Source organism: Aeromonas sp. QDB63, assembly GCF_027707425.1.
Taxonomy (GTDB): Bacteria; Pseudomonadota; Gammaproteobacteria; order Enterobacterales; family Aeromonadaceae; genus Aeromonas; species Aeromonas caviae.
In genome coordinates, this window is sequence record NZ_JAPCIS010000011.1 from 1 (window position 1) to 26,298 (window position 26,298).

The 26,298-nt window shown below is 63.7% G+C and carries 27 protein-coding genes; 11 read left to right on the forward strand and 16 right to left on the reverse strand.

Annotation, left to right across the window (positions count from 1 at the left end):
* Positions 1 to 162: 162 nt before the first annotated feature.
* Positions 163 to 366: a DUF3955 domain-containing protein gene (locus tag PG879_RS09500; protein WP_049636791.1), complete on the reverse strand. Its 204-nt coding sequence runs from the start codon at positions 364 to 366 to the stop codon at positions 163 to 165.
* A gap of 143 nt (positions 367 to 509) precedes the next feature.
* The gene (gene gdhA, locus PG879_RS09505; protein ID WP_041212764.1) at positions 510 to 1,853 is read right to left on the reverse strand and encodes an NADP-specific glutamate dehydrogenase; all 1,344 of its coding nucleotides are present in this window, start codon (positions 1,851 to 1,853) and stop codon (positions 510 to 512) included.
* A 571-nt stretch (positions 1,854 to 2,424) separates the two neighbouring features.
* Here gdhA and rluF point away from each other — a divergent pair.
* Positions 2,425 to 3,438: a 23S rRNA pseudouridine(2604) synthase RluF gene (gene rluF / locus PG879_RS09510; protein ID WP_010674196.1), complete on the forward strand. Its 1,014-nt coding sequence runs from the start codon at positions 2,425 to 2,427 to the stop codon at positions 3,436 to 3,438.
* Between the two features lie 86 nt (positions 3,439 to 3,524).
* On the opposite strand, the gene PG879_RS09515 is transcribed toward rluF, so the two are convergent.
* Both PG879_RS09515 and PG879_RS09520 read right to left on the reverse strand, forming a co-directional pair.
* Positions 3,525 to 4,757, reverse strand: coding sequence for an MFS transporter (locus tag PG879_RS09515; RefSeq protein ID WP_049636792.1), 1,233 nt, complete (start codon positions 4,755 to 4,757; stop codon positions 3,525 to 3,527).
* The gene (locus PG879_RS09520) at positions 4,750 to 5,259 is read right to left on the reverse strand and encodes a nucleoside deaminase (RefSeq protein WP_041212766.1); all 510 of its coding nucleotides are present in this window, start codon (positions 5,257 to 5,259) and stop codon (positions 4,750 to 4,752) included. Before PG879_RS09520 ends, PG879_RS09515 begins: the two co-directional genes overlap by 8 nt.
* 116 nt (positions 5,260 to 5,375) lie before the next feature.
* Here PG879_RS09520 and PG879_RS09525 point away from each other — a divergent pair, with 116 nt between their 5' ends.
* Positions 5,376 to 6,218 (forward strand): LysR family transcriptional regulator, encoded by an 843-nt coding sequence (locus tag PG879_RS09525; protein ID WP_270830113.1) that lies wholly within the window; start codon positions 5,376 to 5,378, stop codon positions 6,216 to 6,218.
* Positions 6,219 to 6,234: 16 nt separating this feature from the next.
* Here PG879_RS09525 and PG879_RS09530 read toward each other — a convergent pair whose 3' ends face one another.
* From PG879_RS09530 to PG879_RS09540, 3 genes are all read right to left on the reverse strand, one after another.
* Entirely contained in the window at positions 6,235 to 6,702 is a 468-nt protein-coding gene (locus tag PG879_RS09530; RefSeq protein WP_049636793.1) for a GyrI-like domain-containing protein, read from the reverse strand.
* Positions 6,703 to 6,722: 20 nt separating this feature from the next.
* Positions 6,723 to 6,878, reverse strand: coding sequence for a pleiotropic regulatory protein RsmS (gene rsmS, locus PG879_RS09535; RefSeq protein ID WP_010674200.1), 156 nt, complete (start codon positions 6,876 to 6,878; stop codon positions 6,723 to 6,725).
* Between the two features lie 84 nt (positions 6,879 to 6,962).
* Complete coding sequence (locus tag PG879_RS09540; RefSeq protein WP_010674201.1) at positions 6,963 to 7,430, reverse strand: acyl-CoA thioesterase; 468 nt, start codon at positions 7,428 to 7,430, stop codon at positions 6,963 to 6,965.
* 174 nt (positions 7,431 to 7,604) lie between these two features.
* Here PG879_RS09540 and PG879_RS09545 point away from each other — a divergent pair, with 174 nt between their 5' ends.
* Both PG879_RS09545 and PG879_RS09550 read left to right on the forward strand, forming a co-directional pair.
* Positions 7,605 to 8,255: a tellurite resistance TerB family protein gene (locus PG879_RS09545; RefSeq protein ID WP_201996768.1), complete on the forward strand. Its 651-nt coding sequence runs from the start codon at positions 7,605 to 7,607 to the stop codon at positions 8,253 to 8,255.
* 159 nt (positions 8,256 to 8,414) lie between these two features.
* Positions 8,415 to 8,873, forward strand: a complete 459-nt coding sequence (locus tag PG879_RS09550) for a GNAT family N-acetyltransferase (protein ID WP_039038605.1) — start codon at positions 8,415 to 8,417, stop codon at positions 8,871 to 8,873.
* Between the two features lie 26 nt (positions 8,874 to 8,899).
* Here PG879_RS09550 and PG879_RS09555 read toward each other — a convergent pair whose 3' ends face one another.
* Positions 8,900 to 10,348 carry an aminotransferase-like domain-containing protein gene (locus PG879_RS09555; protein WP_216944021.1) on the reverse strand — a complete coding sequence of 483 codons (1,449 nt, stop codon included), beginning with the start codon at positions 10,346 to 10,348 and terminating at the stop codon, positions 8,900 to 8,902.
* A gap of 120 nt (positions 10,349 to 10,468) precedes the next feature.
* Here PG879_RS09555 and PG879_RS09560 point away from each other — a divergent pair, with 120 nt between their 5' ends.
* Genes PG879_RS09560 through PG879_RS09570 form a run of 3 tightly spaced genes read left to right on the forward strand, consistent with a single transcriptional unit; the run spans position 10,469 to position 13,309 of the window.
* A complete protein-coding gene (locus PG879_RS09560) occupies positions 10,469 to 12,040 on the forward strand; it encodes a cytochrome ubiquinol oxidase subunit I (protein WP_048207353.1) in 1,572 nt (523 codons plus the stop codon).
* On the forward strand, positions 12,040 to 13,167 hold the full coding sequence (gene cydB / locus PG879_RS09565) for a cytochrome d ubiquinol oxidase subunit II (protein ID WP_201996767.1): 1,128 nt from the start codon (positions 12,040 to 12,042) through the stop codon (positions 13,165 to 13,167). The genes PG879_RS09560 and cydB overlap by 1 nt, the downstream gene beginning before the upstream one ends.
* A gap of 28 nt (positions 13,168 to 13,195) precedes the next feature.
* Positions 13,196 to 13,309 (forward strand): CydX/CbdX family cytochrome bd oxidase small subunit, encoded by a 114-nt coding sequence (locus tag PG879_RS09570; RefSeq protein ID WP_010674207.1) that lies wholly within the window; start codon positions 13,196 to 13,198, stop codon positions 13,307 to 13,309.
* Positions 13,310 to 13,371: 62 nt separating this feature from the next.
* On the opposite strand, the gene PG879_RS09575 is transcribed toward PG879_RS09570, so the two are convergent.
* From PG879_RS09575 to PG879_RS09600, 6 genes are all read right to left on the reverse strand, one after another.
* Positions 13,372 to 14,541 (reverse strand): MFS transporter, encoded by a 1,170-nt coding sequence (locus PG879_RS09575; protein ID WP_042865230.1) that lies wholly within the window; start codon positions 14,539 to 14,541, stop codon positions 13,372 to 13,374.
* Positions 14,542 to 14,935: 394 nt separating this feature from the next.
* Positions 14,936 to 15,739, reverse strand: a complete 804-nt coding sequence (dkgB, locus tag PG879_RS09580; RefSeq protein ID WP_202041020.1) for a 2,5-didehydrogluconate reductase DkgB — start codon at positions 15,737 to 15,739, stop codon at positions 14,936 to 14,938.
* 90 nt (positions 15,740 to 15,829) lie between these two features.
* On the reverse strand, positions 15,830 to 16,120 hold the full coding sequence (locus PG879_RS09585) for a putative quinol monooxygenase (RefSeq protein ID WP_216944022.1): 291 nt from the start codon (positions 16,118 to 16,120) through the stop codon (positions 15,830 to 15,832).
* 198 nt (positions 16,121 to 16,318) lie between these two features.
* Complete coding sequence (locus PG879_RS09590; RefSeq protein WP_201996764.1) at positions 16,319 to 16,909, reverse strand: HEPN domain-containing protein; 591 nt, start codon at positions 16,907 to 16,909, stop codon at positions 16,319 to 16,321.
* A gap of 219 nt (positions 16,910 to 17,128) precedes the next feature.
* Complete coding sequence (locus PG879_RS09595; RefSeq protein ID WP_216944023.1) at positions 17,129 to 17,497, reverse strand: VOC family protein; 369 nt, start codon at positions 17,495 to 17,497, stop codon at positions 17,129 to 17,131.
* A gap of 31 nt (positions 17,498 to 17,528) precedes the next feature.
* Complete coding sequence (locus PG879_RS09600) at positions 17,529 to 17,903, reverse strand: DUF6404 family protein (protein WP_109112898.1); 375 nt, start codon at positions 17,901 to 17,903, stop codon at positions 17,529 to 17,531.
* A gap of 168 nt (positions 17,904 to 18,071) precedes the next feature.
* Here PG879_RS09600 and PG879_RS09605 point away from each other — a divergent pair, with 168 nt between their 5' ends.
* Entirely contained in the window at positions 18,072 to 18,974 is a 903-nt protein-coding gene (locus PG879_RS09605; protein WP_069652739.1) for a LysR family transcriptional regulator, read from the forward strand.
* Positions 18,975 to 19,151: 177 nt separating this feature from the next.
* Here the strand turns inward: PG879_RS09605 and glpK are convergent, their stop codons facing one another.
* Both glpK and PG879_RS09615 read right to left on the reverse strand, forming a co-directional pair.
* Positions 19,152 to 20,654, reverse strand: a complete 1,503-nt coding sequence (gene glpK / locus PG879_RS09610; RefSeq protein ID WP_010674229.1) for a glycerol kinase GlpK — start codon at positions 20,652 to 20,654, stop codon at positions 19,152 to 19,154.
* A gap of 54 nt (positions 20,655 to 20,708) precedes the next feature.
* Complete coding sequence (locus PG879_RS09615; RefSeq protein ID WP_049636802.1) at positions 20,709 to 21,557, reverse strand: MIP/aquaporin family protein; 849 nt, start codon at positions 21,555 to 21,557, stop codon at positions 20,709 to 20,711.
* Between the two features lie 490 nt (positions 21,558 to 22,047).
* Here PG879_RS09615 and glpT point away from each other — a divergent pair, with 490 nt between their 5' ends.
* The 3 genes from glpT to glpD all read left to right on the forward strand — a co-directional run bounded on the left by glpT (position 22,048) and on the right by glpD (position 26,200).
* The gene (gene glpT, locus PG879_RS09620; RefSeq protein ID WP_010674232.1) at positions 22,048 to 23,403 is read left to right on the forward strand and encodes a glycerol-3-phosphate transporter; all 1,356 of its coding nucleotides are present in this window, start codon (positions 22,048 to 22,050) and stop codon (positions 23,401 to 23,403) included.
* A 101-nt stretch (positions 23,404 to 23,504) separates the two neighbouring features.
* Complete coding sequence (locus PG879_RS09625; RefSeq protein ID WP_010674233.1) at positions 23,505 to 24,263, forward strand: DeoR/GlpR family transcriptional regulator; 759 nt, start codon at positions 23,505 to 23,507, stop codon at positions 24,261 to 24,263.
* Positions 24,264 to 24,712: 449 nt separating this feature from the next.
* Positions 24,713 to 26,200 carry a glycerol-3-phosphate dehydrogenase gene (gene glpD / locus PG879_RS09630; protein ID WP_042865239.1) on the forward strand — a complete coding sequence of 496 codons (1,488 nt, stop codon included), beginning with the start codon at positions 24,713 to 24,715 and terminating at the stop codon, positions 26,198 to 26,200.
* The last annotated feature ends 98 nt before the right edge of the window (positions 26,201 to 26,298 follow it).

The following is a 26,298-nucleotide window of genomic DNA, read 5'->3' on the forward strand; positions in this document are numbered from 1 at the left end:
CTGCGCGAGCAGCTATCACCCAGTAATGGGAATCCCCCTCCTGTGACGCGAAGCGCTAAGGTGGGGGAGGATGTCAACGAATCGGTCTATTGCCTGGACCCGGATTAGAACCTCATCGAGATCAGCCGCTATTGCTGAGCTCTTGGCACCTTGCGATTTGTGTCATTGCTCCCTGGTGCGCCCCTTGCGCAGCAGAGGGATCACGGTGAGCACCATGCCGGTGAAGAGCAGCAGATAGCCCAGGGGCAGCAGGGCAAAGGGCTCGTGCAGGAAGCCCTGGGCATCGAGGGTGGAGCCCAGCAGGTTGAAGGCCACAAAGCAGCCGAGCCCGGCCAGGATCAGCAGGGCACCTGTTTTCATCGTCATCTTGTCATCCTCGTCAGCGAGATGGAGCGGATGGGAGACTTTCATGCCTGGGTGAAGAGAGTGTGAAGTCGCGCCAGGCACAAAACACAACGGCAGCCCAAGGGCTGCCGTTGTGTTGAGGGTGAAGCCCCGGGCCAGGGCGCTCAGCAGACCCCTTGCGCCAGCATGGCGTCGGCGACCTTGACGAAGCCGGCAATATTGGCGCCGCTTTCGTAGTTCACATGGTCATCATCCTGACCGTAACGGACACAGGTGGCATGGATACTGGTCATGATCCCCTTGAGGCGGGCGTCCACCTCCTCCCGGGTCCAGGAGAGGCGCTGGGCATTCTGGCTCATCTCGAGGCCCGAGGTGGCAACCCCGCCGGCGTTGGCCGCCTTGCCCGGGGCGAACAGCACCTTTGCTTCGTGGAAGAGGCGGATGGCGGCGGCGCTGGAGGGCATGTTGGCCCCCTCGGCCACCAGCTGCACGCCGTTGGCAATAAGCTGCGCCGCATCTTCGGCATCTAGCTCGTTCTGGGTGGCGCAGGGGAGGGCGACGTCGGTCGCCAGGTGCCAGGGGGTGCGGCCGCTGAAGAACTCGAGCCCGAGCTCGTGGGCGTAATCCGCCACCCGCTTGCGCTGCTCGTTTTTAAGCGCCATCAGACGGGCCAGCTTCTCGGGGGTGAAGCCGTCCGGATCATAGACGGTTCCGCCGGAGTCGGAGGCGGTGATGACGCGGGCGCCGAGGGCCATCGCCTTCTCGATGGCGTATTGGGCCACGTTGCCCGAGCCCGACACCGAGACCCGCAGGCCATCGAGGGACTGGCCGCGATGGGCCAGCATGGCGTCGACAAAGTAGAGCAGGCCGTAGCCGGTGGCTTCCGGACGAATGAGGCTGCCGCCAAAGGAGAGTCCCTTGCCGGTGAAGACGCACTCGGCGCTGTTGGTGAGCTTCTTCATCATGCCCGCCATGTAGCTCACCTCGCGCCCGCCCACCCCGATGTCGCCCGCCGGCACGTCGGTGTTGGCCCCCAGGTGGCGATAGAGCTCCAGCATGAGGGCCTGGCAGAAGCGCATCACTTCTCCTTCGCTCTTGCCCTTGGGATCGAAGTCGCTGCCCCCCTTGCCGCCCCCCATGGGCAGGGTGGTGAGGGCGTTCTTGAAGGTCTGCTCGAAGGCGAGGAATTTCAGCACCGAGAGATCCACCGAGGGGTGGAAGCGCATGCCGCCCTTGAAGGGGCCGATGGCGGAGCTGTGCTGCACCCGGTAGCCGCGATTCACCTGCACCTGGCCCTGGTCATCCACCCAGCTCACCCGAAACTGCACCAGGCGCTCGGGTTCCACCAATCGCTCCAGCAGGCCGTGTTGCAGGTAGCGGGGGTGGCGCTCCACATAGGGCCAGATGGAGGCGATCACCTCGCTCACGGCCTGGATGAACTCGGGCTGGTGAGGGTTGCGGCTGGCGACCTGGGCCAGGAAGGCCTCCTGGGAGAGGGAATGACTCATCTTTAACTCCTGTCGTGAATGATGAAAGTGGCGTCCTGCCAGAGAGGGGACCATGCCCGTCTTCAGGGTTCGCGGGGCTCAAGGGGCCCGTTGTTGCGCCCCGATGGGGGTGTCATTTCCCGTCGTCGGCGGGTCAGAGCAGATAATTCGCGATGACCAAAATCTTTTTATGCATTTTTTCTGGATAAATATCAAGCGTTAGATCATCTGGCTATCTGCCGAAGGCCGCACCCTATCTTCGGCGGCGGGGGCCCGGCCCATGAAGTGAGCACCATGAAGTGAAAAGAGGCGGGGAGTGCGCGGTGCAGCCCAATCAGGGCCGCGGCGTCACCGCACGCTGGATAATGGGGGGCCTGCTGCTGCATCAGGGGCAGCACCCCCTGTGAGCCAGCGGGCAGGGGGCGACGGGGCCGGGCGCGTGCGCGTGCAATGTGCTACTGTAGCGGCGTTTTTTGCCGAACATGCAGGGCGCAGGCCCTTATTTCATGGAGTTGTATGCAGACGAACCCGACCACAGCGCGGCTGATCCAGCCAGCCATTCTCAAGGCCCATCCGACCCGGGAGGTGACCCATGCTGGCCGATGAATCCATGCGCCTGAACAAATACATCAGCGAGAGCGGCATCTGCTCCCGTCGTGAGGCCGATCGTTTCATCGAGCAGGGCAACGTCTTCATCAACGGCAAGCGGGCCGGGGTGGGAGATCAGGTGTTTGCCGGGGATCTGGTCAAGGTCAACGGTCAGGTGATCGAGCCGCGCGAAGCCGACAGCCTGGTCTTCATCGCCCTCAACAAGCCGGTGGGCATCGTCAGCACCACGGAGGCGGGGGAGAAGGACAACATCGTCGACTTCGTCAACCACAGCACCCGCATCTTCCCCATCGGTCGCCTCGACAAGGACTCCCAGGGGCTCATCTTCCTCACCAACCACGGGGATCTGGTGAACAAGATCCTGCGGGCGGGCAACGATCACGAGAAAGAGTACCTGGTGACCGTGGACAAGCCGGTGACCGACGAGTTCGTCCGGGGCATGGCGGCCGGGGTGCCCATCCTCGGCACCGTCACCAAGAAGTGCAAGGTGAAACGAGAGGCGCCCTTCGTGTTTCGCATCACCCTGGTGCAGGGGCTCAACCGCCAGATCCGCCGCATGTGCGAGCACTTCGGCTTCGAGGTGACCAAGCTCGAGCGCATCCGCATCATGAACGTCAGCCTCAAGGGGCTGCCGGTGGGGGAGTGGCGCGACCTCACCGACGACGAGCTGATCGAGCTGTTCAAGCTCATTGAGGACTCCTCCTCCGAGGCGAAACCGGCCAAGGGGGCTCAGGTTGCCAAGCCCAAGGCGGCTGCGGCCGGCACCCCGGCCCAGGGCAAGAAGCCGCGGCGCAGCGACGATCACGAGATTGGCGGGCGGCCCAATGTGCCGGGTCCCGAGGCCTTCGAGAAGAAGAGCCCCGCAGGCAAGGGCGGGGCGGGCAAAGGGGCTGCCAGCAAAGGGGCAGCAGGTAAAAGCGCGCCCGGCAAGGGGGGCAAACCCGCCCCGGGCAAACCGCGGCCAGGGCAGGGCGGGCGCCAGAAGAAGGGGCGCTGAGCGCCAGGCCTTCCCGCACCCTGATGCACAACACCGGCCTTGGCCGGTGTTGTGCTTTCTGGCCCCCAAGGCCGGTGCTCGCCGGATCAGGCAGGTTTGTGGCCTGCCGTCTGCACAGCCATGGCCTGCTCCGGGGGCAGGCCCATGGCCCTTGGGTAGTGGCGCGGGTTGAGACGCACCACCAGCAGGCTCATCAGGACCAGGGCGCCGAGCTGCCACTGCCAGGCGGCGGCGAAGTCACCGCTTGCATGGTGCAGGCGGGCCGCCACCCAGGGGCCGGTAGCCGCCACCATGAAGCCGACGCCCTGCATCAGGGCGCAGAGGGCGCCCGCCCGGCGCGGGTCGGGCAGGTGATCCAGCGCAATCACCATGATGAGGGAGAAGCTCCCCCCAAGCCCGGCGCCGCACAGCAAACACCAGAGCAGGGGGGCGGTCTGAGGAGCGAGCCAGAGGCCGCCAAAGCCCGCCAGCTGCATGGCGATGGCCAGCGCCATCCAGGGGCGGCGGTCCAGCCGACCGGCTGCCAGCAGGGGCAGGCCAAGGCCGCTCGCGGTCTGGGCCAGGGCGAGCCAGGCCACCAGCTCGCCCCCTTGCTGGGCGCTCCAGCCCGCCGCCATGTAGGCCGGGGCCAGCCAGGCTACGACGATGCCGTAGCCGCTGTTGATGATGCCAAAGCAGGCGATGAGCAGCCAGGTGCGGGGCAGGGGGAGCAGCCGCTGCTCCCCGGTGGGGGCGGGCGTGCTGGCCGGGGCAGGCAGGGGCACCCGCCAGGCCAGCCAGCCGAGGGCCAGCAGCACCGGCAGGCCCCAGAGCGCCAGCGCCCGAGACCAGTCCAGATACTCGGCAAGGCGCGGGGTGAGCACGGCCCCGAGCGCCCCGCCCCCCATCATGCAGGCGGAGAAGATCCCCATCACCAGGGGCACCTTTTGGGCGAACCCCTCCTTGATGAGGCCGGGCAGTACCCCCTGCACTAGGGCCGAGCCCAGCCCGCACAGGGCGGCGCTGGCGATGAGCAGGGCGCCGCTCGCCAGATCGACGCGCAGGGCGCTGCCAAGGGCGAGCAACAGCAGGGCCGTCCCGAGCAGGGGGCGCGGGCCCGTGCGACCCAGGAGCGCCGGGGTGAGCAGCACGCCGACCCCGATAAGCCAGAGGGGCAGCAGGGTGACCCAGGCCAGGGTATCTACCCCGAGGGCCAGCCTCGCGTCGATGCGAGGGGCCAGGGGGCCGATGGCGGTGAGGAAGGGGCGCAGGTTGAGGGCGATGAGGATCACCAGCACCAGCAAGGCGCCGCTGCCCGGGGGGAGGCGGCGCTTATGCATGGGGCAGGGGACCGTAGAGGGTTTCGGCCGCGATGGGGCTCGCCAGCTTGATGAGGGGCAGGGGCGGCGGGCACAGGGGCAGTCGCAGGGCCGCGTAGGCCGCGCGGCTGTCATAGCCGAAGGGGGCGGCATCGTCGTTGTCAAAGGCGTAGTAGACCGCCTGGATGCCGTTCATCACCAGGGCCGACAGGCACATGGGGCAGGGGTGCCCGCTGGCATAGACGATGGCCCCGGCCAGCGGCCCCTGGCGACTCCCTTCCCGCAGCGCTTCCAGCTCCGCGTGACGGGTGGGGTCCCCCGCCTCCAGCATGCGGTTGACGGCGCTCGCCACCAGCCGGTTCTCCCTCACCAGCAGGGCGGCGAAGGGGCGCCCCCCTTGCTGGCGATGGGTCAGGGCCAGGTGCAGGGCCTGCTCCAGCCACTCCTGATGGCTGGGGGCCGAGGCGGCGGTGAGGGAGTTGAGGAGGCGGGCACCGGACTGGGAAGGGGGTGGCATGGTCATATCCTGGCAAAAAAGGGGGAGGACAGCAGCCTAGAGGGTCGCCGCATCATTTGGAAATTAAATGATAAAATGACTTCCAGTGGTTTTATAAATGGAGATGGCCCATGGAGCGCCCCCTGCTGGACCCCCAATTGCTGCAGAGCTTCGTCGCCATCGTCGAAACCGGCAGCTTTACCCGCGCCGCCGAGCGTATCCACCTCACCCAGTCCACCCTGAGCCAGCAGATGCGCCGCCTGGAGCAGCAGCTGGGCTGCACCCTGCTCGACCGATCCGGTCGCCAGGTGGTGACCACGGCCCAGGGGGAGACCCTGCTCGGGCTGGCGCGCCGCATCCTGGGGCTGCTGGCCCGGGCGGGGGAGCGGGTGAGCGAGGCGAGCCACCCCCTGCGCCTCGGGGTGCCGGAGGATTTTGCCGCGGGGGCCATGACCCCGGTGCTGGCCGCCTTCGCCCGCGCGCACCCGCAGGTGCGGCTGGAGGTGCAAAGCGATCTCAGCCATGCCCTGTGGCAGGCCTTCGAAGGGGGAGAGCTGGATCTGGCCCTCATCAAGCAGGGGCGCGGCCAGGGGGAGCCCATCGCCCGCTGGCGCGAGCCCCTGGCCTGGGTTGACAGCCGGGAGTGGCCCGCCGCCGGGCGCGACCCCCTGCCTCTGGTGGTGTTTCCAAGCGAGGGGCTCTACCGGCGCCAGATGACCGACGTCCTGGATGCCGAGGGGATCCCCTGGCGCATCGCCTACGTGAGCGGCAGTCTCGCCAGCCTGCAAGGGGCGGTGAGCGCGGGGATCGGGGTCAGCCTGCTGCCGGCGCGCCTGTTGCAACCGGATCAGGTGGTGCTGGCCCATTGGCCTGCAGTGCGCTCGGTGGAGCTGGCTCTGCACCAGGGGCCGGGCACGAGCGAGCCCCTCGCCCGGCTGGGGGAGGCGCTGATCGCGCTCTGTGACGAGGTGATGGGGCCGAGGTAGCCCGGGCGGCCAGGGGTCAGGCCAGGGCCTGTTTTGGTACCACGGCGAGCCAGATTTCCACTTCGCCGCTGCCGGTGGCGGCGTCAAAGCGGGCGCCGTAGCGCTCGAAATCCGGCTGCTGGGCAGATTGATAGTCCGATTGCGCGAGCCATGCCAGGGCCTGGCGCCAGGTGTGCGGCAGGGTCGTGACATGCCCCTGATGCAAGAAGATGGCGTAGGTCTGGGGGGCGATGCGCATGCGGCCAAGCCCGGGAGGCAGCACCTCCAGGGCGGCGACCTCCACCCCGCAGAGGTATTCGCAGTGGGTGTCGGTGGCGGCGCAGATGGCGCCATAGGCGTGCTCCCCGAGCTGCCCCGGCAGGGGAAGCAGGGCGCTGAGGTCGCGCCACTGGCCGGCGAAGTCCCCCTGCTCGAAGGGGTGGTGACGGCGCAACCCCCCGAGGAGCATGGCGCGGCCTTGTTCAATGCGAATGGGTGCTGACATGGTGCCTCCTGCGGGGGCGCTCAGGCCTCCCGACCTTCCTCGAGCTTGCGCTCATAATCCCGGCGAACGATGGCGAGTGCCGCCAGGGCCAGCGCGGGGGCGATGTGGTTGGTTTCCAGCAGTTCGATCAGATCCACCGCGAGCTGGACCTCGGGGGGGGCATTTTCCAGGGACATCTTGGGTTCTCAAGGGCAAGGGTGGTCGCCATTATAGCGCCCGGCGGCGCGAAGACACGCCCCGGCAGCCCGGGGCGGGACGGGTCACATGTGCTGGCGCATCTCCTTGTCCAGCTCCTCGCGCAGGGCCATCAGCTTTTTGGCGTACTGCTGCAACTGCAGATCGCTCTCGCTCACCGGCTGCCACTGGGGCACCGGAGTGGGTTTGCCATGTTCGTCCATGGCCACGAAGATGATGATGCAGTGGGTGGTCTTGCGCCGCTCCGGGTCGGTGGGGTGGCGGCTGTAGACATCCACCGCCAAGTGCATGCTGGTGGTGCCGGTGTGGATCACCTTGGCGTGCACCTCCACCAGCTGGCCTATCTGGATGGGACGCAAGAAGCGGATGCCCCCCACATAGACGGTGACGGCATAGCCGCCACACCAGCCGGCGGCGCAGGCGTAGCCGGCCTGGTCAATCCACTTCATCACCATGCCGCCATGGACTTTGCCGCCAAAGTTGACGTCGGCGGGTTCGGCGAGAAATTGCAGGGTCAGTTCACGGGCGCTCATGGTACTTCCTTATGTCGAGGCAAGGGGGGGACTCCTTGGCTGTCCCCCGGGGACAATAGCAGCGGGCGGGGCCGGCACTGATCCAACCAGCGCCTCCTCTTGCCTGCGCCGTCATTCACCTTGAGTTCAGCGCAGGCGGCCCAGCATGACTCATCACGCGAGGGAGGAGGCCCCATGAAACAGATGCTGGAGCAATTGATGGGAGCTGGCAAGGGCTGGCTCAACGACGGTGGTGACACGCGCAAGGCCCAGATGAAGGGCATGGCGCAGGGGGGATTGGCCGCCGGGGCCATGGCGCTGCTGCTTGGCAACAAGAAGATGCGCAAATATGGCACCAAGGTGGCGGCGGTGGGGGGGGCGGCAGCTCTCGGGGGGCTGGCCTACAAGCTCTATCAGGACTGGCAGACCCAGCAGTCCACCCCGGCCCAGCCGACCCAGCCCCTGGACACCCTGGAGGGCAAGGCCCTGGATGCCCGCGCCAATCTGCTGGTGCGCGCCATGGTGGCGGCGGCCCGGGCCGACGGCCACATCGATGCCGCCGAGCGCCAGAAGATCCAGGAGTACCTGACCGAACAGGGGGCGCGGGATGCGGCCCGCTGGATTGACGCCGAGCTCTCCCGCCCCCTCGACCCCCATGTCCTGGCGCGAGAAGTGACCGACATGGAGCTGGCGACCGAGGTTTACCTCGCCTCCCTGCTCACCATTGAGGTGGATCACTTCATGGAGCGCGGTTATCTGGACGAGCTGGCGCGTGCCTTGAAGCTGGATGACAACCTCAAGGGGAGCATAGAGCGCCAGGTGGCCCAGTTGGGGGCGCCGGGCTGAGCCCGCATTGCCATCAGGATTGTCCACAAGGCCCCGTCATGGGGCCTTGTCGTTGCCGGGGGCTGTTGATTGCCGTGACGAGCCGATAAGATGCGGGTTCCAAAGGGTGACCGCCAAGCCTCTTTCCTCGCTGGCGACCCTCACTGCAAGGAGCATCAGGTGGACATTCGCAAGGCAACTGAACAGGATATCGACGCCATTCTGGCCCTGAACCGGCAGATAGGTCAGCTCCACTTCGAGCAGGTGCCCGAGGTGTTCTGCCCCCCGTCCCCGGAGGACAGGGCCTTCTTGCTCGGCGCCATTGCCGACGAGGCGCGTCTTTTCTGCGTGGCGGTGGTGGCGGGGGAGGTGGCGGGCTTTCTCACCGCCCGCATCGACCTCAACGAGAGTGTCCCCTTTCTCAGCAAGCTGCCCGTCTGCCGCATCACGACCGTGGTGGTGGATGAGGGGCAGCGCTCCCGGGGCATCGGCCGGGCGCTGATCGCCCACGGGGACCAGTGGGGCAAGGCACGGGGCGCAAGCCAGTTGCGCCTGGAGGTGATGGCTTTCAACGAGCGGGCCAGGGCCCTCTACGAGCGACTGGGCTTCAAGGCCCAGTCACAGACCATGGCCAGGTAAGGCGCATTCGCTTGCAAAAGGGCCCGTTACGGGCCCTTGTCGCGTGAGGCGTCAGGGGGGCTCTGCCAGGTTTCCCGTTGCCGGGCGATGAGGCCCGCAAGCTGGTTGAGCGCCGCGTCCAGCTGCGGGCTCCAGGGATGGGAGCTGTTGAGGCGCAGGCAGTGGTTGTGCTGGCCCTGGCTGGAGAAGAGGGCCCCGGGGGCGATGGAGACCCCCTGCTCGATGGCGCTGGCATAGAGCGCCCGGCCATCGAGGCGGGCGTCAAATTCGAGCCAGAGAAAGTAGCCCCCGTCCGGGGAGGAGATGCGCGCCTCGGGGAAGAGGCGCATCAGGGCTGCCCGCATCTGCTGCTGGCGCTGGGCCAGGGTGTGGCGCAGGCGGCGAAAGTGGGCGTCCACCCCGCCCTGGCGCAGCATGTCGGCCAGCGCCAGCTGACTGGGCACATTGGTCGAGAGCGTCGACATCAGTTGCAGCCGCTGGATGCGCTCAGCGTGGCGCTTCGCCACCACCCAGCCGACCCGAAAGCCGGGCGCCAGACACTTGGTCCAGGAGCCGCACAGCAGGCTCTCTCCCCGCGCATCCCAATGGGTGATGGGCCTTGGCCGCTCGCGCCCGACATAGAGCTCCGCATAGACGTCATCCTCCACCAGGGGGACCTGATGGCGGTTGAGCAGCGCCATCAGCGCCTGCTTGTGCTCATCGGGCATGGTGTGGCCGAGGGGGTGCTGCACATTGCCCATCAGCCAGCACGCCTTGACGGGGCGCTGGGCGAGGGCCTCCTCCAGCAGGGCGAGATCGATGCCCACCCCGGGGATCACCGGGATCTCCACCACCTTGAGCTTGAGCCGCTCGATGGCCTGCAGGGCGCCGTAGAAGGTGGGGGACTCCACCACCACCCAGTCCCCGGGCTCGGTCAGCACCTGAAGGCTGAGGGAGAGCGCCTCCATGGCCCCCGTGGTGATGATGATCTGCTGGGGATCCACCGCCATCCCCTCGCCGGCATAGCGCCGGGCGATGGCGCGGCGCAGTGCCTCGTTGCCGGGGGGCAGATCTGCCACCGTGCTGAAGGGGTCGAGGCGGCGCATGCAACTGCCGAGGGCCCGACCGAGTTGGGGGTGGGGGAAGAGTGTCGGGTCCGCCACCGCCATGCCAAGGGGCACCAGCTCCCGTGACTTGCTCGCCTGCAGCACTTCGAACACCAGATCGTTGATGTCCACCGAGCCGCTGTAGCGGGCCTGCTGGGGCTGGCTCTCCCGCCGGGCCGTGCTCGCGGCCTTGACGTAGTAGCCGGACTGGGGCCGCGCCAGGATGAGGCCCCGGCTTTCGAGCAACTGATAGGCCTGGAGCACCGTCATGGGGCTGAGGCCGTGGGTCTTGCAGCTCTGGCGGATGGAGGGGATGCGCTCTCCCGGCTGCCAGAGGCCGCTCGTGATCTGCTGTTGCAGCTGGTCTGCCAACTGGCCGTAGCGGGACATGGTGGGCCCAAACTGTTATAGGTGTTTTTCACTATAACTGCATCTGTTATAGGTGTCATGGACCATGGTGTACTTGGCGGGCGAAAACCTGTCCGTTAAATGCAACATAGAGAGTCATGCATGATAAGCCTGGATGATGTGGTCAGCCTCTCCCGAATACAGTTCGGCGCGACGGCGATGTTCCACTTTCTGTTTGTGCCCCTCACCCTGGGGCTGTCCTGGATCCTGGTGATCGCCGAGTCGGCCTACGTGATGACCGGCAAGGTGATCTACAAGGACATCACCCGTTTCTGGGGCAAGCTGTTTGGCATCAACTTCGTGATGGGGGTGACCACCGGGATCACCCTGGAGTTCCAGTTCGGGACCAACTGGGCCTATTACTCCCACTATGTCGGCGATATCTTCGGCACGCCGCTGGCGGTGGAGGGGCTGATGGCCTTCTTCCTCGAGTCTACATTGGTGGGCCTTTTCTTCTTCGGCTGGGACAAGCTCTCCCGCGGTCAGCACCTGCTGGTGACCATGCTGGTGGCGCTCGGCTCCAACCTCTCCGCCCTCTGGATCCTCATCGCCAACGGCTGGATGCAAAACCCGGTCGGCGCCGAGTTCAACCCCATGACCATGCGCATGGAGCTGGTGGATGTGGCCGCGGTCATCTTCAACCCGGTGGCCCAGGTCAAGTTCGTCCACACGGTGGCGGCGGGCTATGTGGCGGCCTCTCTGTTCGTGATGGGGGTGAGCAGCTGGTATCTGCTGCGCGGCATGGAGGTGCGCTTCGCCCTGCGATCCTTTGCCATCGCCTCGGGCTTTGGCCTCGCGGCCATCCTCTCGGTCATCGTGCTCGGGGACGAGTCGGGCTATCGCTCGGGGGAGGTGCAGAAGGTCAAGCTCGCCGCCATCGAGGCGGAGTGGGAGACGGAGCCCGCCCCGGCTTCTTTCACCCTGTTCGGCCTGCCGGATCAGCGTGCCGAGACCACCCACGCGGCCATCAAGATACCCTATCTGATGGGCATCATCGCCACCCGCTCCCTGGATGAGCAGGTGACGGGCCTCAAAGATCTGAAAGCGCAGCACGAGGCGCGCATTCGCAGCGGCATGCTGGCCCACGAGGCGCTCGAAGCGATGCGGGCAGACGGCAGCAACCAGGCGGCGCGAGCCACCTTCGAGCGCCACCGCAGCGATCTGGGCTACGGCCTCTTGCTCACCCCCTATGCCAAGGAGATTGGCAAGGCGGACGAGGGGGCCATCGCCAAGGCGGTGGAGGACTCCATCCCCCAGGTGGCGCCGCTGTTCTGGAGCTTTCGCCTGATGGTGGGCATCGGCGTGGCGCTGCTGGCGCTCTTTGCCGCCGCCTTCCTGCAGCTGTGCCGGGGCAGGCTGGTGCAATCCCCGCGGCTGCTCAGGGCCCTGCTCTGGTCTATTCCGCTGCCCTGGATTGCCATCGAGGCGGGCTGGTTCGTGGCGGAGTTCGGTCGCCAGCCCTGGACCATCAGCGACGTGCTGCCGGTGTCGGCCTCCGTCTCCCTGCTGCAACCGGGGCAGCTCTGGTTCAGCCTCATCGCCATCTTCCTCATCTACAGCAGTCTGCTGGTGGTGGAGTTGTTCTTGTTGCGTCATGTGATCCGCAAAGGGCCTGCCAGCCTGCAGACGGGTCGTTATCAAGGTGAAGTGTTGCAAAACGGGAGTCCTGCCTGATGGATTACGAAACCCTGAAAGTGATCTGGTGGGGGCTGGTGCTCTTCCTGCTGGTCGGCTTCGTGGTGATGGATGGCTTCGATCTCGGGGTCGGCATGCTGCTGCCCGTGGTCGGCAAGACGGATGACGAGCGGCGGGTGCTGCTCAACAGCGTGGGGCCGGTGTGGGAGGGCAACCAGGTGTGGCTCATCGCCGGTGCCGGCACCCTGTTTGCCGCCTGGCCCCTGGTCTATGCCGCCGCCTTCTCGGCGCTTTACGTGCCCTTCATGTTCCTGCTGTTCGGTCTCTTTTTGCGCCCGGTGGGCTTTGACTATCGCAGCAAGCTGCCGGACCCGGTCTGGCGCCGCTGGTGGGACCGCGCCCTGGTGGTGGGCGGTCTGCTGCCGACCCTGGTGTTTGGTGCCACCCTTGGCCTGGTGCTGCAAGGACTGCCGTTTCGCTTCGATGCGGCCCTTCGCATCCACTATGGCGCCTTTGCGTTCCACTGGCCGCTGCTGTTGACCGCCATGGGGACGGCGCTGGCGCTGCTCTTGCTGCACGGTGCCAGCTTCCTGCAGTGCAAGACCCAGGGAGCCATAGCGGCGCGCAGCGCCCGCCTCGCCCTCTGGCTCGGCCCCCTGGCGAGCGCCCTCTTTGCCCTTGGCGGCGTCTGGCTTGGAGAGATGGCGGGGTATCGCATCACGGCCATCGGCGATCTCAACGGCGCCCTCACTCCGCTGATGAAAGAGGTGGTGGCGGTGCCGGCGGGCTGGCTTGGCAACTTTGTCGCCCATCCGGTGCTCTGGGCCGTGCCTGTGCTCGGGCTCCTGCTGCCCCTGGTGTGCGCGCTGGCAAGCCGCTTCGGCAAGTCCGGGCTGGCGCTCGTTGCCAGCGGCGGTGCCTGCGCCGCCATGATGCTGACCGTGGCCATCGCGCTCTTCCCCTTCGTGCTGCCCTCGTCCCTGGAGCCGGCCAGCAGCCTGACCCTGTGGGACAGCACCTCCAGCGAGCGCACCCTGCTTATCATGCTGGGGATCGTCGGAGTACTGATGCCGGTCAACATCGGCTACACCCTCTGGGTATACCGGGTGGTGCGCGGCAGGGTCAGCGCCGAGCAGGTGCGCCAGCACGGCCACAGCCTCTACTAATCCGCTTCAACACAAGGATCAACGCGATATGTGGTATTTCACCTGGTTGCTGGGGCTGGGGTTCGCCTTGCTCTGCGGGCTGGTCAACCTGCTCTGGCTGGAGGCGCGCTGGGCTGCCGATGAGGATCTCAAGGAGCCCTGAGTCTCGCATCTTGCCCATGAAAAAGGCCGACACAGGGTGTCGGCCTTTTGCTTGCCCGGGGGTCAGGCAAGGGCGGCGCGGCGCTCGCCCGCTTCGCTGACATGGGTGAGGCCGTAGGCCAGCAGCACGATGAGGGCGCCAATCCAGGGGGTGTGCATCAGGCCGAGGTGCTCCACCACGAAACCGCCGACCACGGAGCCCAGCGCAATGCCGACGTTGAAGGCGGCGATGTTGAGACCGGAGGCCACATCCACGGCATTGGGGGTGTGGCGCTCGGCCTGTTTCACCACCAGTACCTGAAGACCCGGTACGTTGCCAAAGGCGAAGGCGCCCCACACCAGCACGGTCAGTACCGCCAGCACCGGGTGCGGCGCGGTGAAGGTGAGCACCAGCAGCACCACGGCGAGCCCGGCAAACAGCAGCTTCAGCGCAGGCAGCGGGCCCATCCGGTCAGCGAGCTTGCCGCCCCAGATATTGCCGACGGCGACCGATACCCCGTACACCAGCAGAATGAGGCTCACCGCGCCGGCGCTAAAGCCGCTCACCTGTTGCAGGATGGGGGCGAGGAAGGTAAACGCCGTGAAGGCACCGCCGTAACCGAGCGCCGTCTTGGCGTAGACCAGCAGCAAGGGCTTCCTGGTGAGCACCGAGAGCTGCTCGCGAACGCTGGAGGCGGCCCCCTTCGGCAGGTTCCCCGGTACCAGCAGCATGCTGCCCACCATGGCGACGAGGCCGAGCAGGCTCACCACCAGGAAGGTTTCGCGCCAGCCAAAGACCTGACCAATCCAGGTGCCAAGCGGGACGCCGGTCACCAGGGCGACCGTGAGGCCGCTGAACATGATGGCGATGGCGCTGGCCGCCTTCTCTTTGGCCACGAGACCCGTGGCGATGGTGCTGCCTACCGAGAAGAAGACCCCGTGGGCCAGCCCGGTGAGGATGCGGGCCACAATCAGGCTCTCGTACCCGGGGGCCTGCCAGGCCAGCAGGTTGCCGACGGTGAACAGCGCCATCAGCCCCACCAGCAGCCACTTGCGCGGCAGCTTGCCGGTGAGCGCCGTGAGCACGGGGGCGCCGATGGCCACCCCAAGGGCATAGAGGCTGACCAGGAGGCCCGCCGAGGGGAGCGAGACATTGAGCTGCTCGGCGATGGTGGGGATGAGCCCTACGATCACGAATTCGGTGGTGCCTATAGCAAAGGCACTTAAAGTGAGGGCAAATAACGCCAGTGGCATAACAACTCCTTCGATTGGGACTCCCGACGGGAGAATGGCGCCAGTATGCCGAGGGTGTTTGTTGGTAAAAATGACGGCAACGTCAAATTACTTTTGCCAAATCAGCAGCAATGGGGCCGTGAAAGTGGGAGTGGCCGAGGCCGCGAGGACAAGCGCGGCCATGCAGCACAAGTTTGAATGCAGAGGCAAAGCGTACAGACCGAACTGGGAATAAAGAGGGAAGGGCAGCGGAAGGTTCCAGGGGAGGGGGCCAGCGGCGCGGGTGGCAGTGACGCGCGGTATTGGGGACAAAAAAAGCGGGAGGCATTGTGCCTCCCGCTGGTGCTGAAGAATGTCATTGAGCCTTATTTGCTCCCTTCTCCCCTGGCGGGAGAAGGGCTGGGGATGAGGGGGATCAATCCCAATTCGGCGCAAAGTCCGGGTTGGCGCAGCGCTCACCCCGATCCAGGGTGGCAATCTGCGCCATCTCGTCGCTGCTAAGCCGTACCTTCAGCGCGGCCAGGTTGGCGGCCAGATTCTCCCGCTTGGTGGAACTCGGGATCACCGTCATGCCCTGGGCCAGCAGCCAGGCCAGCGACACCTGGGCCGCCGAGACGCCGTGGCGCTTGCCGATCTCCATCAGCAGCGGCTCGGCGAGCACCTTGCCATAGGCGAGCGGCATGTAGGCGGTGATGGCGATACCGTGGGCCTGGCAGAATTCGACCACCTTGCGGTTTTGCAGCAGGGGGTGGATCTCCACCTGCTGGTGGGCGATGGCGCCCGGCCCCAGGATCTCGACCGCCTGTTTAAGCTGGGCCACGGTGAAGTTGGAGACCCCGATCTCCCGGGTCAGGCCCCGGGCTTTGGCCTCGGCGAGCTGCTCCAGATAGACCGCCATCGGCACCTCATCCAGGGGGGAGGGCCAGTGAATGAGCGCCAGATCCAGATAGTCGGTGCCGAGTTTTTCCAGGCTCACTTCCAGGCTCGGGATCACCTTGCCCGGACCGAACTCGCTGGTCCACACCTTGGTGGTCAGGTAGATATCCTGGCGGGGCACGCCACTCTCGCTCATCAACTGGCCGACTTCGGCCTCGTTGTCATAGATCTGGGCGGTATCGATATGGCGGTAGCCAAGTTCCAGCCCCTGGAGCAGGGAGTCGCGAAGGGGCTGATCTTTCAGGCGGAAGGTTCCAAGACCCAGGTTGGGCATCTTCATCATCAAATTCCTCAGGTTAGTGTTTCTACGCTCAATGCTTTGTCTGTTTGCCGGGCCTGCGGTGCAGATCCGGCGGGGAGGGCGCCGGCAGCCTCAGACCCTGTGATAGCGGCGCACCAGGCTGCTGGCAAACCACTCCTGGGGGTCGGCCACGAAGGCGAGAAAATGGGGCTGCTGCTGGTGGGCGCTGAGGGCTGCTTCACTCTCCCACTCCTCGTACAGCATCCAGCCGTGGGGGCTCTCCAGGCTCTGATGCAACTGGTAGCGAAGGCACCCCGGCTCTTGCAGGGTAGCGGCGATCAGCGGCTCGAGGGCAGCGCGAAACTGGGCTGCGAATTCGGGTTTGGCGTCAAGCTGGGCAATCACAATCAGGGGGGATGGCATCTGAACCTCCTCGTTAAGACGGGAGTCAGTATGCCCGCCCCAGACTGGGGGATACAGGGCAGCAGTCGCAAAACACTATTGAGGTGAGTGCAGCAATGGGGAGATCTCATAAACTGGAGTTGATAAGGAGACCGGATAAACACCGGTCTCTGATGATAATAGGAACTGTACTATTTACATTAATGCTCATTACAAAATTTAGCCAGATAGCTGGTGTTGCCTTTCAAGTACGGAGGCATGATGCTGATCAATTTTAACGTTGACGTAATTGTCGGTGACCTTAACGAGATCTTTTATAAAGCGAATCACCTTTTCAAGTTCATCACGTTTTATAAGATGCGCAGATGGTATTCCAGAATTTATTGGTTTTGAACGATGTGCAGCATCACCGCGTTTTTTAATCCATTGATTTAGAGTGGTTCTGGCTTTATCTGGTTCATAGTTAGACCATCGCCATCCCTCTGTAACATCAAAACCTAGATAGTCTTGAAATATTCGTTTGGTTTTGTCAGAACTTGGATTATGGAACGTTTTTAAGTCTGCATGCAGTTTCTTGAGGATAAAATCGCCTAGGTAGCTGCCTTGTACAACAGTCAATTTTTTGTGCATTTCTTCGACTAGGCGATCCTCTACATATGTTTCCCATGCTGTGAGAGCCATCACTAGGCCAGCTCGTTTTAATACTTCACTATTCGTAGGTGGGGGATTAGCATTGATACTATCAAAATGAGCCAATAACTCTTCAGCATCTTTTATTGCGTATTCAAATCCTTGAATTGCTTTTGACATATTATTCTTCCAATGAAGTTCATTTAGATAATATATTTTGTTTTATTGGTGGCAATATAAATAGGCGCTGGCCGTATAGTAGTAGGTCATTCTCCCTTAATCTGACAGCTTCGCGATCATAAAATAGGTGTTTTATCCGTGAATTTAAAGCTAAAAAAGATAAAGGTAAGCTTTGTATATGACTGGGAGCGAGAGACTGTGCATGTCTGCCCCTCGCTATCAGAGACAGACAGCCAGTTCGGACCAGACCGCAAATTCATTGCCGCTGGGCTCGACAAAGTGAAAGCGGCGGCCACCGGGGAAGTCGAACAGGGGGCGCACTATGGTGCCCCCTGCGCCGGCTACCTTGCTCTGGGTCGCCTCGATATCGGCGCTGTAGAACACCAGCAGGGCGCCCCCCTGCTCCGTGTGGCTGCAGAGATCCGCGCGATAGAAACCGCCATCCAGCCCTTCTCCCTCGAAGGCGCAATAATCGGGGCCGTAGTCGGCAAACTGCCAGCCAAAGGCGGCGGTGAAGAAGGCCTTGGTGGCGGCAAGATCCCTGGCCGCAAACTCCACATAGTTCAGTTTTTCATGGGCCTTGGTCATGGGCTCTCCTTGTCGGTGATTATTTCGGTTGTCAGCGTTTTTGCGGGCGGATCGTGGAGTGCGGCAAGGCGTCCCAGGGGGTCAGCTTGAGCTGCTTGCGCCTAAACCAGAACCAGGTCCCCATCAGCAGACCGAGCCCGATGCCAAACAGCAGGCTCTGGCGCAGGGCAAACCCCGAGCTCACCTCATCCTGCCAGCCGAGGCACCACATCAACACCCCCCAGATAGCGCCGATGGGGAGTCCCAGGGCAAGAACGTTGATCAGAAAGCGTTCGTAGTGGGGCGGCCTGATGGTGAACCCCGCCTTTCGCAGCAGCCAGATGATCGGCGGGTTGTAGTTGAGCGTTTGCACGCCCTTCTCGGCCAGCTCCCGATGGGCGGCGGCCAGCCTGTTGTCGAATGTCATGGATCGTCCCTGTCATAGTGTGGCGCCATACGGTGCCGGTTGGCGGCATTGTACTGGCAAGGGCGCAGATAAAACAGGTGGTGCGTCACGATACGAAGCGACGCCTGTCTTGCCAACTCCCGGCCATTGCACCTATAAAGACCCATTACTCTTGCCAGGATGACAACAATGAAGACCCATTCCGATGAATTGACCCTGTTTGTGGCGGTGGTGGAGGCGGGCAGCTTTCGCCAGGCGGCGGAGAATCTCGGCATGGATAATTCCGTGGTGAGCCGCGGCATCAAGCGTCTCGAAGAGAAGCTCGCCACCGTGCTCCTCAACCGCACCACCCGCCGGGTCAGCCTGACCGAGGAGGGGAGCTGGTTCTATCAGCGGGCGGTGAAGATCCTGACCGAGATGAGCGAGGCGGAAGGGTTGCTGCTGATGCGCCGGGAGCAGCCGGAGGGCATATTGCGGGTGGACGCCGCCACCCCCTTCATCCTGCATAGATTGGTGCCCATCATCGGCGAGTTTCGCCGCCGCTACCCCGCCATCGAGCTGCAACTGCACAGCTCCGAGGGCTTCATCAACCTGATGGAGCGGCGGGTGGACATGGCCATTCGCATCGGCGAGCTGACGGACTCCTCCCTGCGGGCCCTGCCGCTGGGCCGCTCGCGGCTGCGGCTGCTGGCTTCCCCCGACTATCTGAAGGCACGCGGTACCCCGCGCCAGCCGGCTGACTTGCTGGCTGGCCACGAGCTGCTCGGTTTTTTGCACCCCGATCACCTCAATCATTGGCCCCTATTGAGCGAGGAGCAGGGGGACAGGTTCGCCATCACCCCGACCCTGCGGGCCAGCAGCGGGGAAACCTTGCGTCAGCTGGCGCTGGCGGGGCAGGGGATCGTCTGCCTGTCGGACTTCATGACAGGGGATGACAGGGCGAGCGGGGCGCTGGTGGAGGTGCTGGCCCGCAGCAACAGCGGCGCTTCGCGCCCCATCCATGCGGTCTTCTACTCCGATGCCCAGCGGGACATCCGGCTGCGGGTCTGGCTCGATTTCCTGAAAGAGCAGCTCGGCAACCACGCGCTCTAGGCGTGTTCCGACAGGGCCAATCCCCTCCCGCCCTTCCCCTCCACGAGAGGGAGGGGCCATCTTTTCCCACTCCTCAAGGGGAGGGGGCCGAGGGGCTTGCGAGCGCCAATATAAAGAGGCCGACATCGCTGTCGGCCTCTTTGCTTTTTTCATCTCAAGGATGCGTCGGTTACCCCATCACTCCTCTTCGGCCCAGCGGCGTGAGCGTTCCACCGCCTTCTTCCAGCCGCTGTAGCGCTTGGCGCGATCGTCGCGGTCCATCTGCGGAATGAACTCGCGGTCCACGCTGAACTTGTCTTCCAGCTCTTCGGAGCTCTTCCAGAAGCCCACGGCGAGGCCGGCCAGGAAGGCGGCGCCCATGGCGGTGGTCTCGATGCGGGTCGGACGCACCACAGGGGTGTGCATCATGTCAGCCTGGAACTGCATCAGGAAGTCGTTGGCCACGGCGCCGCCGTCCACCTTGAGGGCCGCCAGCTTGATGCCGGAGTCCTGCTGCATGGCATCCAGTACGTCGCGGCTCTGGTAGGCGATGGATTCCAGCGCAGCGCGGATGATGTGGTTGCGGTTGGCGCCACGGGTCAGGCCGACCATGGTGCCGCGAGCATACGGATCCCAGTAGGGGGCGCCCAGGCCCACGAAGGCCGGCACCAGGTAGACGCCGTTGGTGTCGCCTACCTTGCTCGCGAAGTAGTCGGTATCGCGGGCATCGTGGATGATCTTGAGCTCATCGCGCAGCCACTGGATGGTGGCGCCACCCATAAATACCGCACCCTCGAGGGCATAATTCACTTCCCCTTTCGGGCCGATGGCGACCGTGGTCAGCAGGCCGTTGCTGGAGCGAACCGGCTCGGTGCCGGTGTTCATCAGCATGAAGCAGCCGGTACCGTAGGTGTTCTTGGCCATCCCTTTTTCGAAGCAGAGCTGGCCGAACAGGGCGGACTGCTGGTCACCGGCGATACCGGCGATGGGGATGCGGGCGCCGCCGCCACGGGTGGTGTAGCCATAGACCTCGGAGGAGGGTTTGACTTGCGGCAGCATGGAGGCGGGGATGCCCAGCTCGTCCAGCATGCGCTCATCCCACTTCAGGTCGCGGATGTTGTAGAGCATGGTGCGCGAGGCGTTGGTCGGGTCGGTGACGTGCACCTCGCCGTTGGTCATCTTCCACACCAGCCAGGTGTCGATGGTGCCGAACAGCAGCTCGCCGTTCATTGCCTTCTCCCGGGCCCCTTCCACGTTGTCCAGGATCCACTTCACCTTGGTACCGGAGAAGTAGGCATCCAGCACCAGGCCGGTGTTTTCGCGAACGTACTCTTCAAGGCCCCGGGCCTTGAGTTCTTCACAGATGGCCGCGGTGCGGCGGCACTGCCAGACGATGGCGTTGTAGATGGGCTTGCCGGTGGCCTTTTCCCAGACGACGGTGGTTTCACGCTGGTTGGTGATGCCGATGGCGGCGATCTGCTCGCTGTGCAGGCCGCTCTTGGCCAGCACTTCGGTGAAGACGGAGGACTGGGTCGCCCAGATCTCCATGGGGTCGTGCTCGACCCAGCCCGCTTTCGGGTAGTGCTGGGTGAATTCGCGCTGGGAGGTCGCGACGATGTTGGCGTCCTGATCGAAGACAATGGCACGGGAGGAGGTGGTGCCCTGGTCCAGCGCAACGACAAATTTCTTTTCAGCAGACATGATGTTCTCCACGTTTTTATTTTCCACGTTGTTACACGTTGGGGAGGGCCGCTCTCAGGCGGCGGCCTCTTCTTTGTTAGACAGCTTGGAGGCTTCTTCGGTGGCGACGCGGTTGCCCGGGACGCAGGGAGCCAGCACTTTCACATACAGGGCGGTACCGATCTGGGCGCCGACGATGGGGCCAAGGATGGGGACCCAGAAGTAGGGGTTGTCACGACCACCGGTCAGGGCCACGTCACCCCAGCCAGCCACGAAGGCGAACAGTTTGGGGCCGAAATCACGGGCCGGGTTCATGGCAAAGCCGGTCAAGGGGCCGAGGGAGGCGCCGATCACCGCGATCAGGATGCCGATGAGCAGGGCGGCGGCGAAGCCTTTGGGGGCGCCGTTGTTGTTGTCACCCAGTGCCATGATGCCCAGCATCAGGACGGCGGTGATCACCATCTCGACCGCGAAAGCCTGCATGTTGGAGAGCAGGGCATTGGGGTAGGTGGAGAAGATGCCTGCGGTGCCGAGGCTCTCGACGCTGCCGCGCACCACGTTGTGGGTCAGCTCCCACTGGGTGAACAGGTTGCTGTAGAGGGCGTAGACCAGGGCGGCGGAGGCGAATGCCCCGGCTATCTGGGCGATGATGAAGGGCACCACCTTGCGCTTGTCAAAGCCGCAGAAGGTCATCAGTGCCAGGGTCACGGCAGGGTTGAGGTGGGCACCGGAGATGCCACCGCTGACATAGATGGCGATGGCGACACCCAGGCCCCAGGTAATGGAGATTTCCCATTGCCCGAAGTTGGCGCCAGCCAGCACCAGGGCGGCCACGCAGCCGACACCGAAGAAGATCAGCAGGCCGGTGCCGATAAACTCGGCGAGGCACTCGCCAAGCAGGGTATTGGGTCTTTGTATGCTCATAGTTGTTATTCCTTATATCCACCCACAGTAGGTTTGATGTTCCGTTTTGTTATCTTTCATTCCCATTCATTGCGCCCGAAAACGTTTCTTCTTGTTTTTTGAGCTTGCGCAAACGTTATGCTCGTTTGCGCTCGTTCTTGGACGAGAGAGAAAATAAACCTTCTGCGTCAATTCACCATACCCCCGCCACCGGAAATGTGGGCAAGATCCCATTCATTGCTAAGAAAATGTGACGAAAAGCAACAGTTGTCGGCCATATTACTCCTTAGTGAGTAGCCAAAAGCCACGCCATGCGTGGGCTGACCCTGGATGCGCGTTCACTCACTGCGTCACAATTTTTGTAATAAAACTGCAATAATTTAGCGCTCATCACAGATTAAATGTTCACAAATGAGCACAATAGGCTCGCTTGCGAATTAAGACGCGTCTGATCGCCGGCATGAGCGGGGCGTCCTCAACCGCCCAGAACAACAATAAAAGGAAGCAGAACATGCTTAGTCTCTTCAGGCCTGCACCCCATATCGACCGGCTGCCGGCCGACAAGGTGGATCCCTTCTACAAACGCATGCGTTGGCAGGTGTTCTTCGGGATCTTCTTCGGGTATGCGGGTTACTACCTGGTACGGAAAAACTTCAGTCTGGCGATGCCCTACCTCATCGAGCAGGGCTTCTCCCGCGGGGATCTGGGTCTGGCCCTCTCCGGCGTCTCCATCGCCTACGGTCTCTCCAAATTCCTGATGGGGAACGTGTCGGACAGATCCAACGCGCGCTACTTCCTCTCCGCCGGTCTGCTGCTCTCGGCAGGCATCATGTTCATGATGGGGACCATGCATTGGGCTACCTCCAGCATTGGCATCATGTTCGTGCTCCTGTTCCTGAACGGCTGGGCACAGGGCATGGGCTGGCCCCCCTGCGGCCGTACCATGGTGCACTGGTGGTCGCAGAAGGAGCGGGGTGAGATCGTCTCGGTCTGGAACGTGGCCCACAACGTGGGCGGCGGCATGATAGGCCCCCTGTTCATCCTCGGCATGGGCTGGTTCAACGACTGGCGCAGCGCCTTCTATGTGCCTGCGGCGGCGGCGGCGGCCATCGCGGTGATCGCCTTCTTCGTGATGCGCGATACCCCGCAGTCGGTCGGTCTGCCTCCCATCGAGGAGTACAAGAACGACTACCCGAAGGATTACAACGAAAGCCACGAGCAGGAGTTCTCCGCCAAGGAGATCTTCATGAAGTACGTGCTGCACAACAAGCTGCTCTGGTACATCGCCATCGCCAACGCCTTCGTCTACCTCATCCGTTACGGCGTGCTGGACTGGGCGCCCACCTATCTGAAAGAGGCCAAGGACTTCAGCGTGGATCACTCCTCCTGGGCCTACTTCCTCTATGAGTGGGCGGGGATCCCGGGCACCCTGCTGTGCGGCTGGATCTCCGACAAGATGTTCAACGGCCGCCGCGCCCCGGCAGGCATCCTGTTCATGGTGCTGGTGACCCTCTCCGTGTTGGTCTACTGGTTCAACCCGGCGGGCAACCCGACCATCGACATGATGGCCCTGGTCGCCATCGGCTTCCTCATCTATGGCCCCGTCATGCTGATCGGCCTCTACGCCCTGGAGCTGGCGCCCAAGAAGGCGGCCGGTACCGCGGCGGGCTTCACCGGCCTGTTCGGTTATCTGGGTGGCGCGGTCGCGGCCAACGCCATGCTGGGCTACACCGTTGACCACTTCGGCTGGGACGGCGGCTTCATGGTTCTCACCGTCTCCTGCGTGCTCTCCATCATCCTGCTGGCCATGACCCTCAAGCACGAGAACGAGTCGATTGCCGCCAAGGCGGCTGCCCATAAGGCATAAAACGTGATCCTGACCTTATCGATTGGAAAAGGGATCAGGTACACTGCCAAAGGCCCCGCACCTGCCGGGGCCTTTTTTCGTCTCATCTGCGGAGTGCAAGCGTGAAGCAAACCCAACGACATCTGGAGATCCTGGACGTCCTGACCCGGCAGGGTTTCGTCTCGACCGACGATCTGGTGACCCATTTTGACGTCAGCCCCCAGACCATTCGCCGGGATCTCAACGATCTCGCCGAACAGAACAAGATCCGGCGCCATCACGGCGGGGCCTCACTGCATTCGAGCACCGTCAACACCGCCTACAGTGCCCGCAAGGTGATGCAGCTCAAGGAGAAGGAGCGCATCGCCCGGGAAGTGGCTGCCAACATCCCCGACGGCTCGTCGCTCTTTATCGACATCGGCACCACCACCGAGGCCATCGCCCGGGCCCTGCTCGACCACCGGGAGCTGCGCGTGGTCACCAACAACCTGAACGTCGCCAGCATCCTGACCGCCAAGGATGACTTCACCGTCATCATCGCCGGCGGTGAAATTCGCAACCGGGATGGCGGCATCGTCGGGGAGGCGACCCGCGACTTCATCGGCCAGTTTCGCATGGACTACGGCGTCATCGGCATCTCGGGCATCGACAGCGACGGCTCCCTGCTCGATTTCGACTATCACGAGGTGAAGATCGCCCAGGCCATCATCGCCCACTCCCGCCAGGTGTTCCTTGCCGCCGACCACACCAAGTTTGGCCGCAACGCCATGGTCAACCTCGGCAACCTCAACCAGATCCACGCCCTGTTCACGGATCAGGAGCCGCCGGAGAAGCTGATGCGACTGATGTCCCAGCATCAGATCGCCTGCCATATCTGCTGAGCTTCCCCGTACAGGCATCAGGCCGCCTCGGGGCGGCCGCTTTTTTTTCTGCCCCCTCCCGGCCTGCGGCGTCTCCCTTGCGGCGCCTAAGCGGCCAGTTCCTGGCGCTGACACACCTTCTTTGACCCCTGATGTTGTCCCCGCACTCGGGCACCCGGTTTGCACCGACGCCAGGCGCCTGCGAGGGATTCACGCCATCGCGTTCATCACCTTGCCCCATGGGCGCCCCCATCCGGGACTCTTTGTTCTCCTCCCTGCCCGAAATGGCTGTTTCCGGCAGACCTTAGCCTGGCTAGGCCGTCACCGACTGGCAGCATTTTTAGCATTGTGAAAACAATCGCGATCACATTTCTCTCACGAAATGTTCGTTTATTGGTTTTTCATGTTCTAATATGAGCGAAATCAAACATTGCTGTCATGGCAAACACAAAATAAGAAAGTAGGTGAACATGAGCGAACATTATGATCTGGTCGTCGTCGGCGGCGGCATCAACGGGGTCGGCATCGCGGCAGATGCGGCGGGGCGGGGGCTGAAGGTGGCGCTGTTCGAGGCGAGCGATCTCGCCTCTGCCACCTCGTCCAACTCCAGCAAGCTGATCCACGGCGGCCTGCGCTATCTCGAACATTACGAATTCCGGCTGGTGAAAGAGGCGCTGGCGGAGCGGGAGGTCCTGCTCGGTATGGCTCCCCACATCGCCCGTCCCATGCGTTTTCGTCTGCCCCATCGCCCGCACCTGCGTCCGGCCTGGATGATCCGAGCCGGTCTCTTCCTTTATGACAACCTGGCCAAGCGGGACAAGCTCAAGGGGAGTTGCGGCCTGCGCTTCCTGCCGCAGGACGGTCTCAAGAGCGGTATCAACAAGGGCTTTGAATACTCGGACGCCTGGGTCGACGACGCCCGGCTGGTGGTGCTCAATGCCATGCTGGCGCGGGACAAGGGCGCCGATGTGCAGACCCGTACCCGCTGCGTCAAGGCGGTGCGCGGATCCAAGCACTGGACCCTGACGCTGGAGCGGGAAGGGGGCGAGCAGTTCACCGTCAGCTGCCGTGGTCTGGTCAATGCGGCGGGCCCCTGGGTCAAGACCTTCTATGACGAGAGCCTGAGCGAGAAATCCCCCCGCGGCATTCGCCTCATCAAGGGGAGCCACATGATAGTGCCGCGCATCCATGAGCGCGAAGAGGCTTACATCCTGCAAAACGAGGACAACCGTATCGTCTTCGTCATCCCCTACCAGCAGGACTATTCCCTCATCGGCACCACGGACGTGGAGCACAAGGGCAGCCCGCGGGAAGCCAAGATCAGCGATGCCGAGATCAACTACCTGTGCAAGGTGGTCAATGCCCACTTCACCAGGCAGATAAGCCCGGCAGACGTGGTGTGGACCTATGCCGGGGTGCGCCCCCTGTGTGACGACGAGTCCGATTCACCCCAGGCGGTGACCCGAGACTACACGCTCGAGCTCAGTGGTGAATCCGACGGCGCGCCGCTGTTGTCGGTGTTTGGCGGCAAGCTCACCACCTACCGCAAGCTGGCCCAGGCCGCCTGCAACAAGCTCAAGCCCTGGTTCAGCCAGATGGGAGATGACTGGACCGCCTCCTGCCGGCTGCCCGGTGGCGAGTTCGACTGCTCGGTGCGTGAACTGGCGCGAGCCTTTGCGCTGGAATTCGACTGGCTTGACGATCGCAGCGCCCTGCGCATCGCCGAAGCCTATGGCGCTCATGCCCGCCTCTGGCTGAAGGAGGAGCGCGGCCAGCACTTTGGCGCCGGGCTGTATGAATCCGAAGTACGCTATCTCATCGCGCGCGAATGGGCTCACTCCCTGGAGGACATCCTGTGGCGCCGCAGCAAGCTGGGGCTGCGCCTGTCGGAGTCCGAACAGCAGCAGCTCGGTGCCTGGCTGCTCGAGCACCACCACGCCCTGCCCGAAGCCTGCTGATGACCCATGGCGGGCGGCCTTTGCCGCCCGCCGTCAAACTGCAATAAACCCCTGCTATAACAATTACCTGCATCCTACACACCATAACAACGAGACCT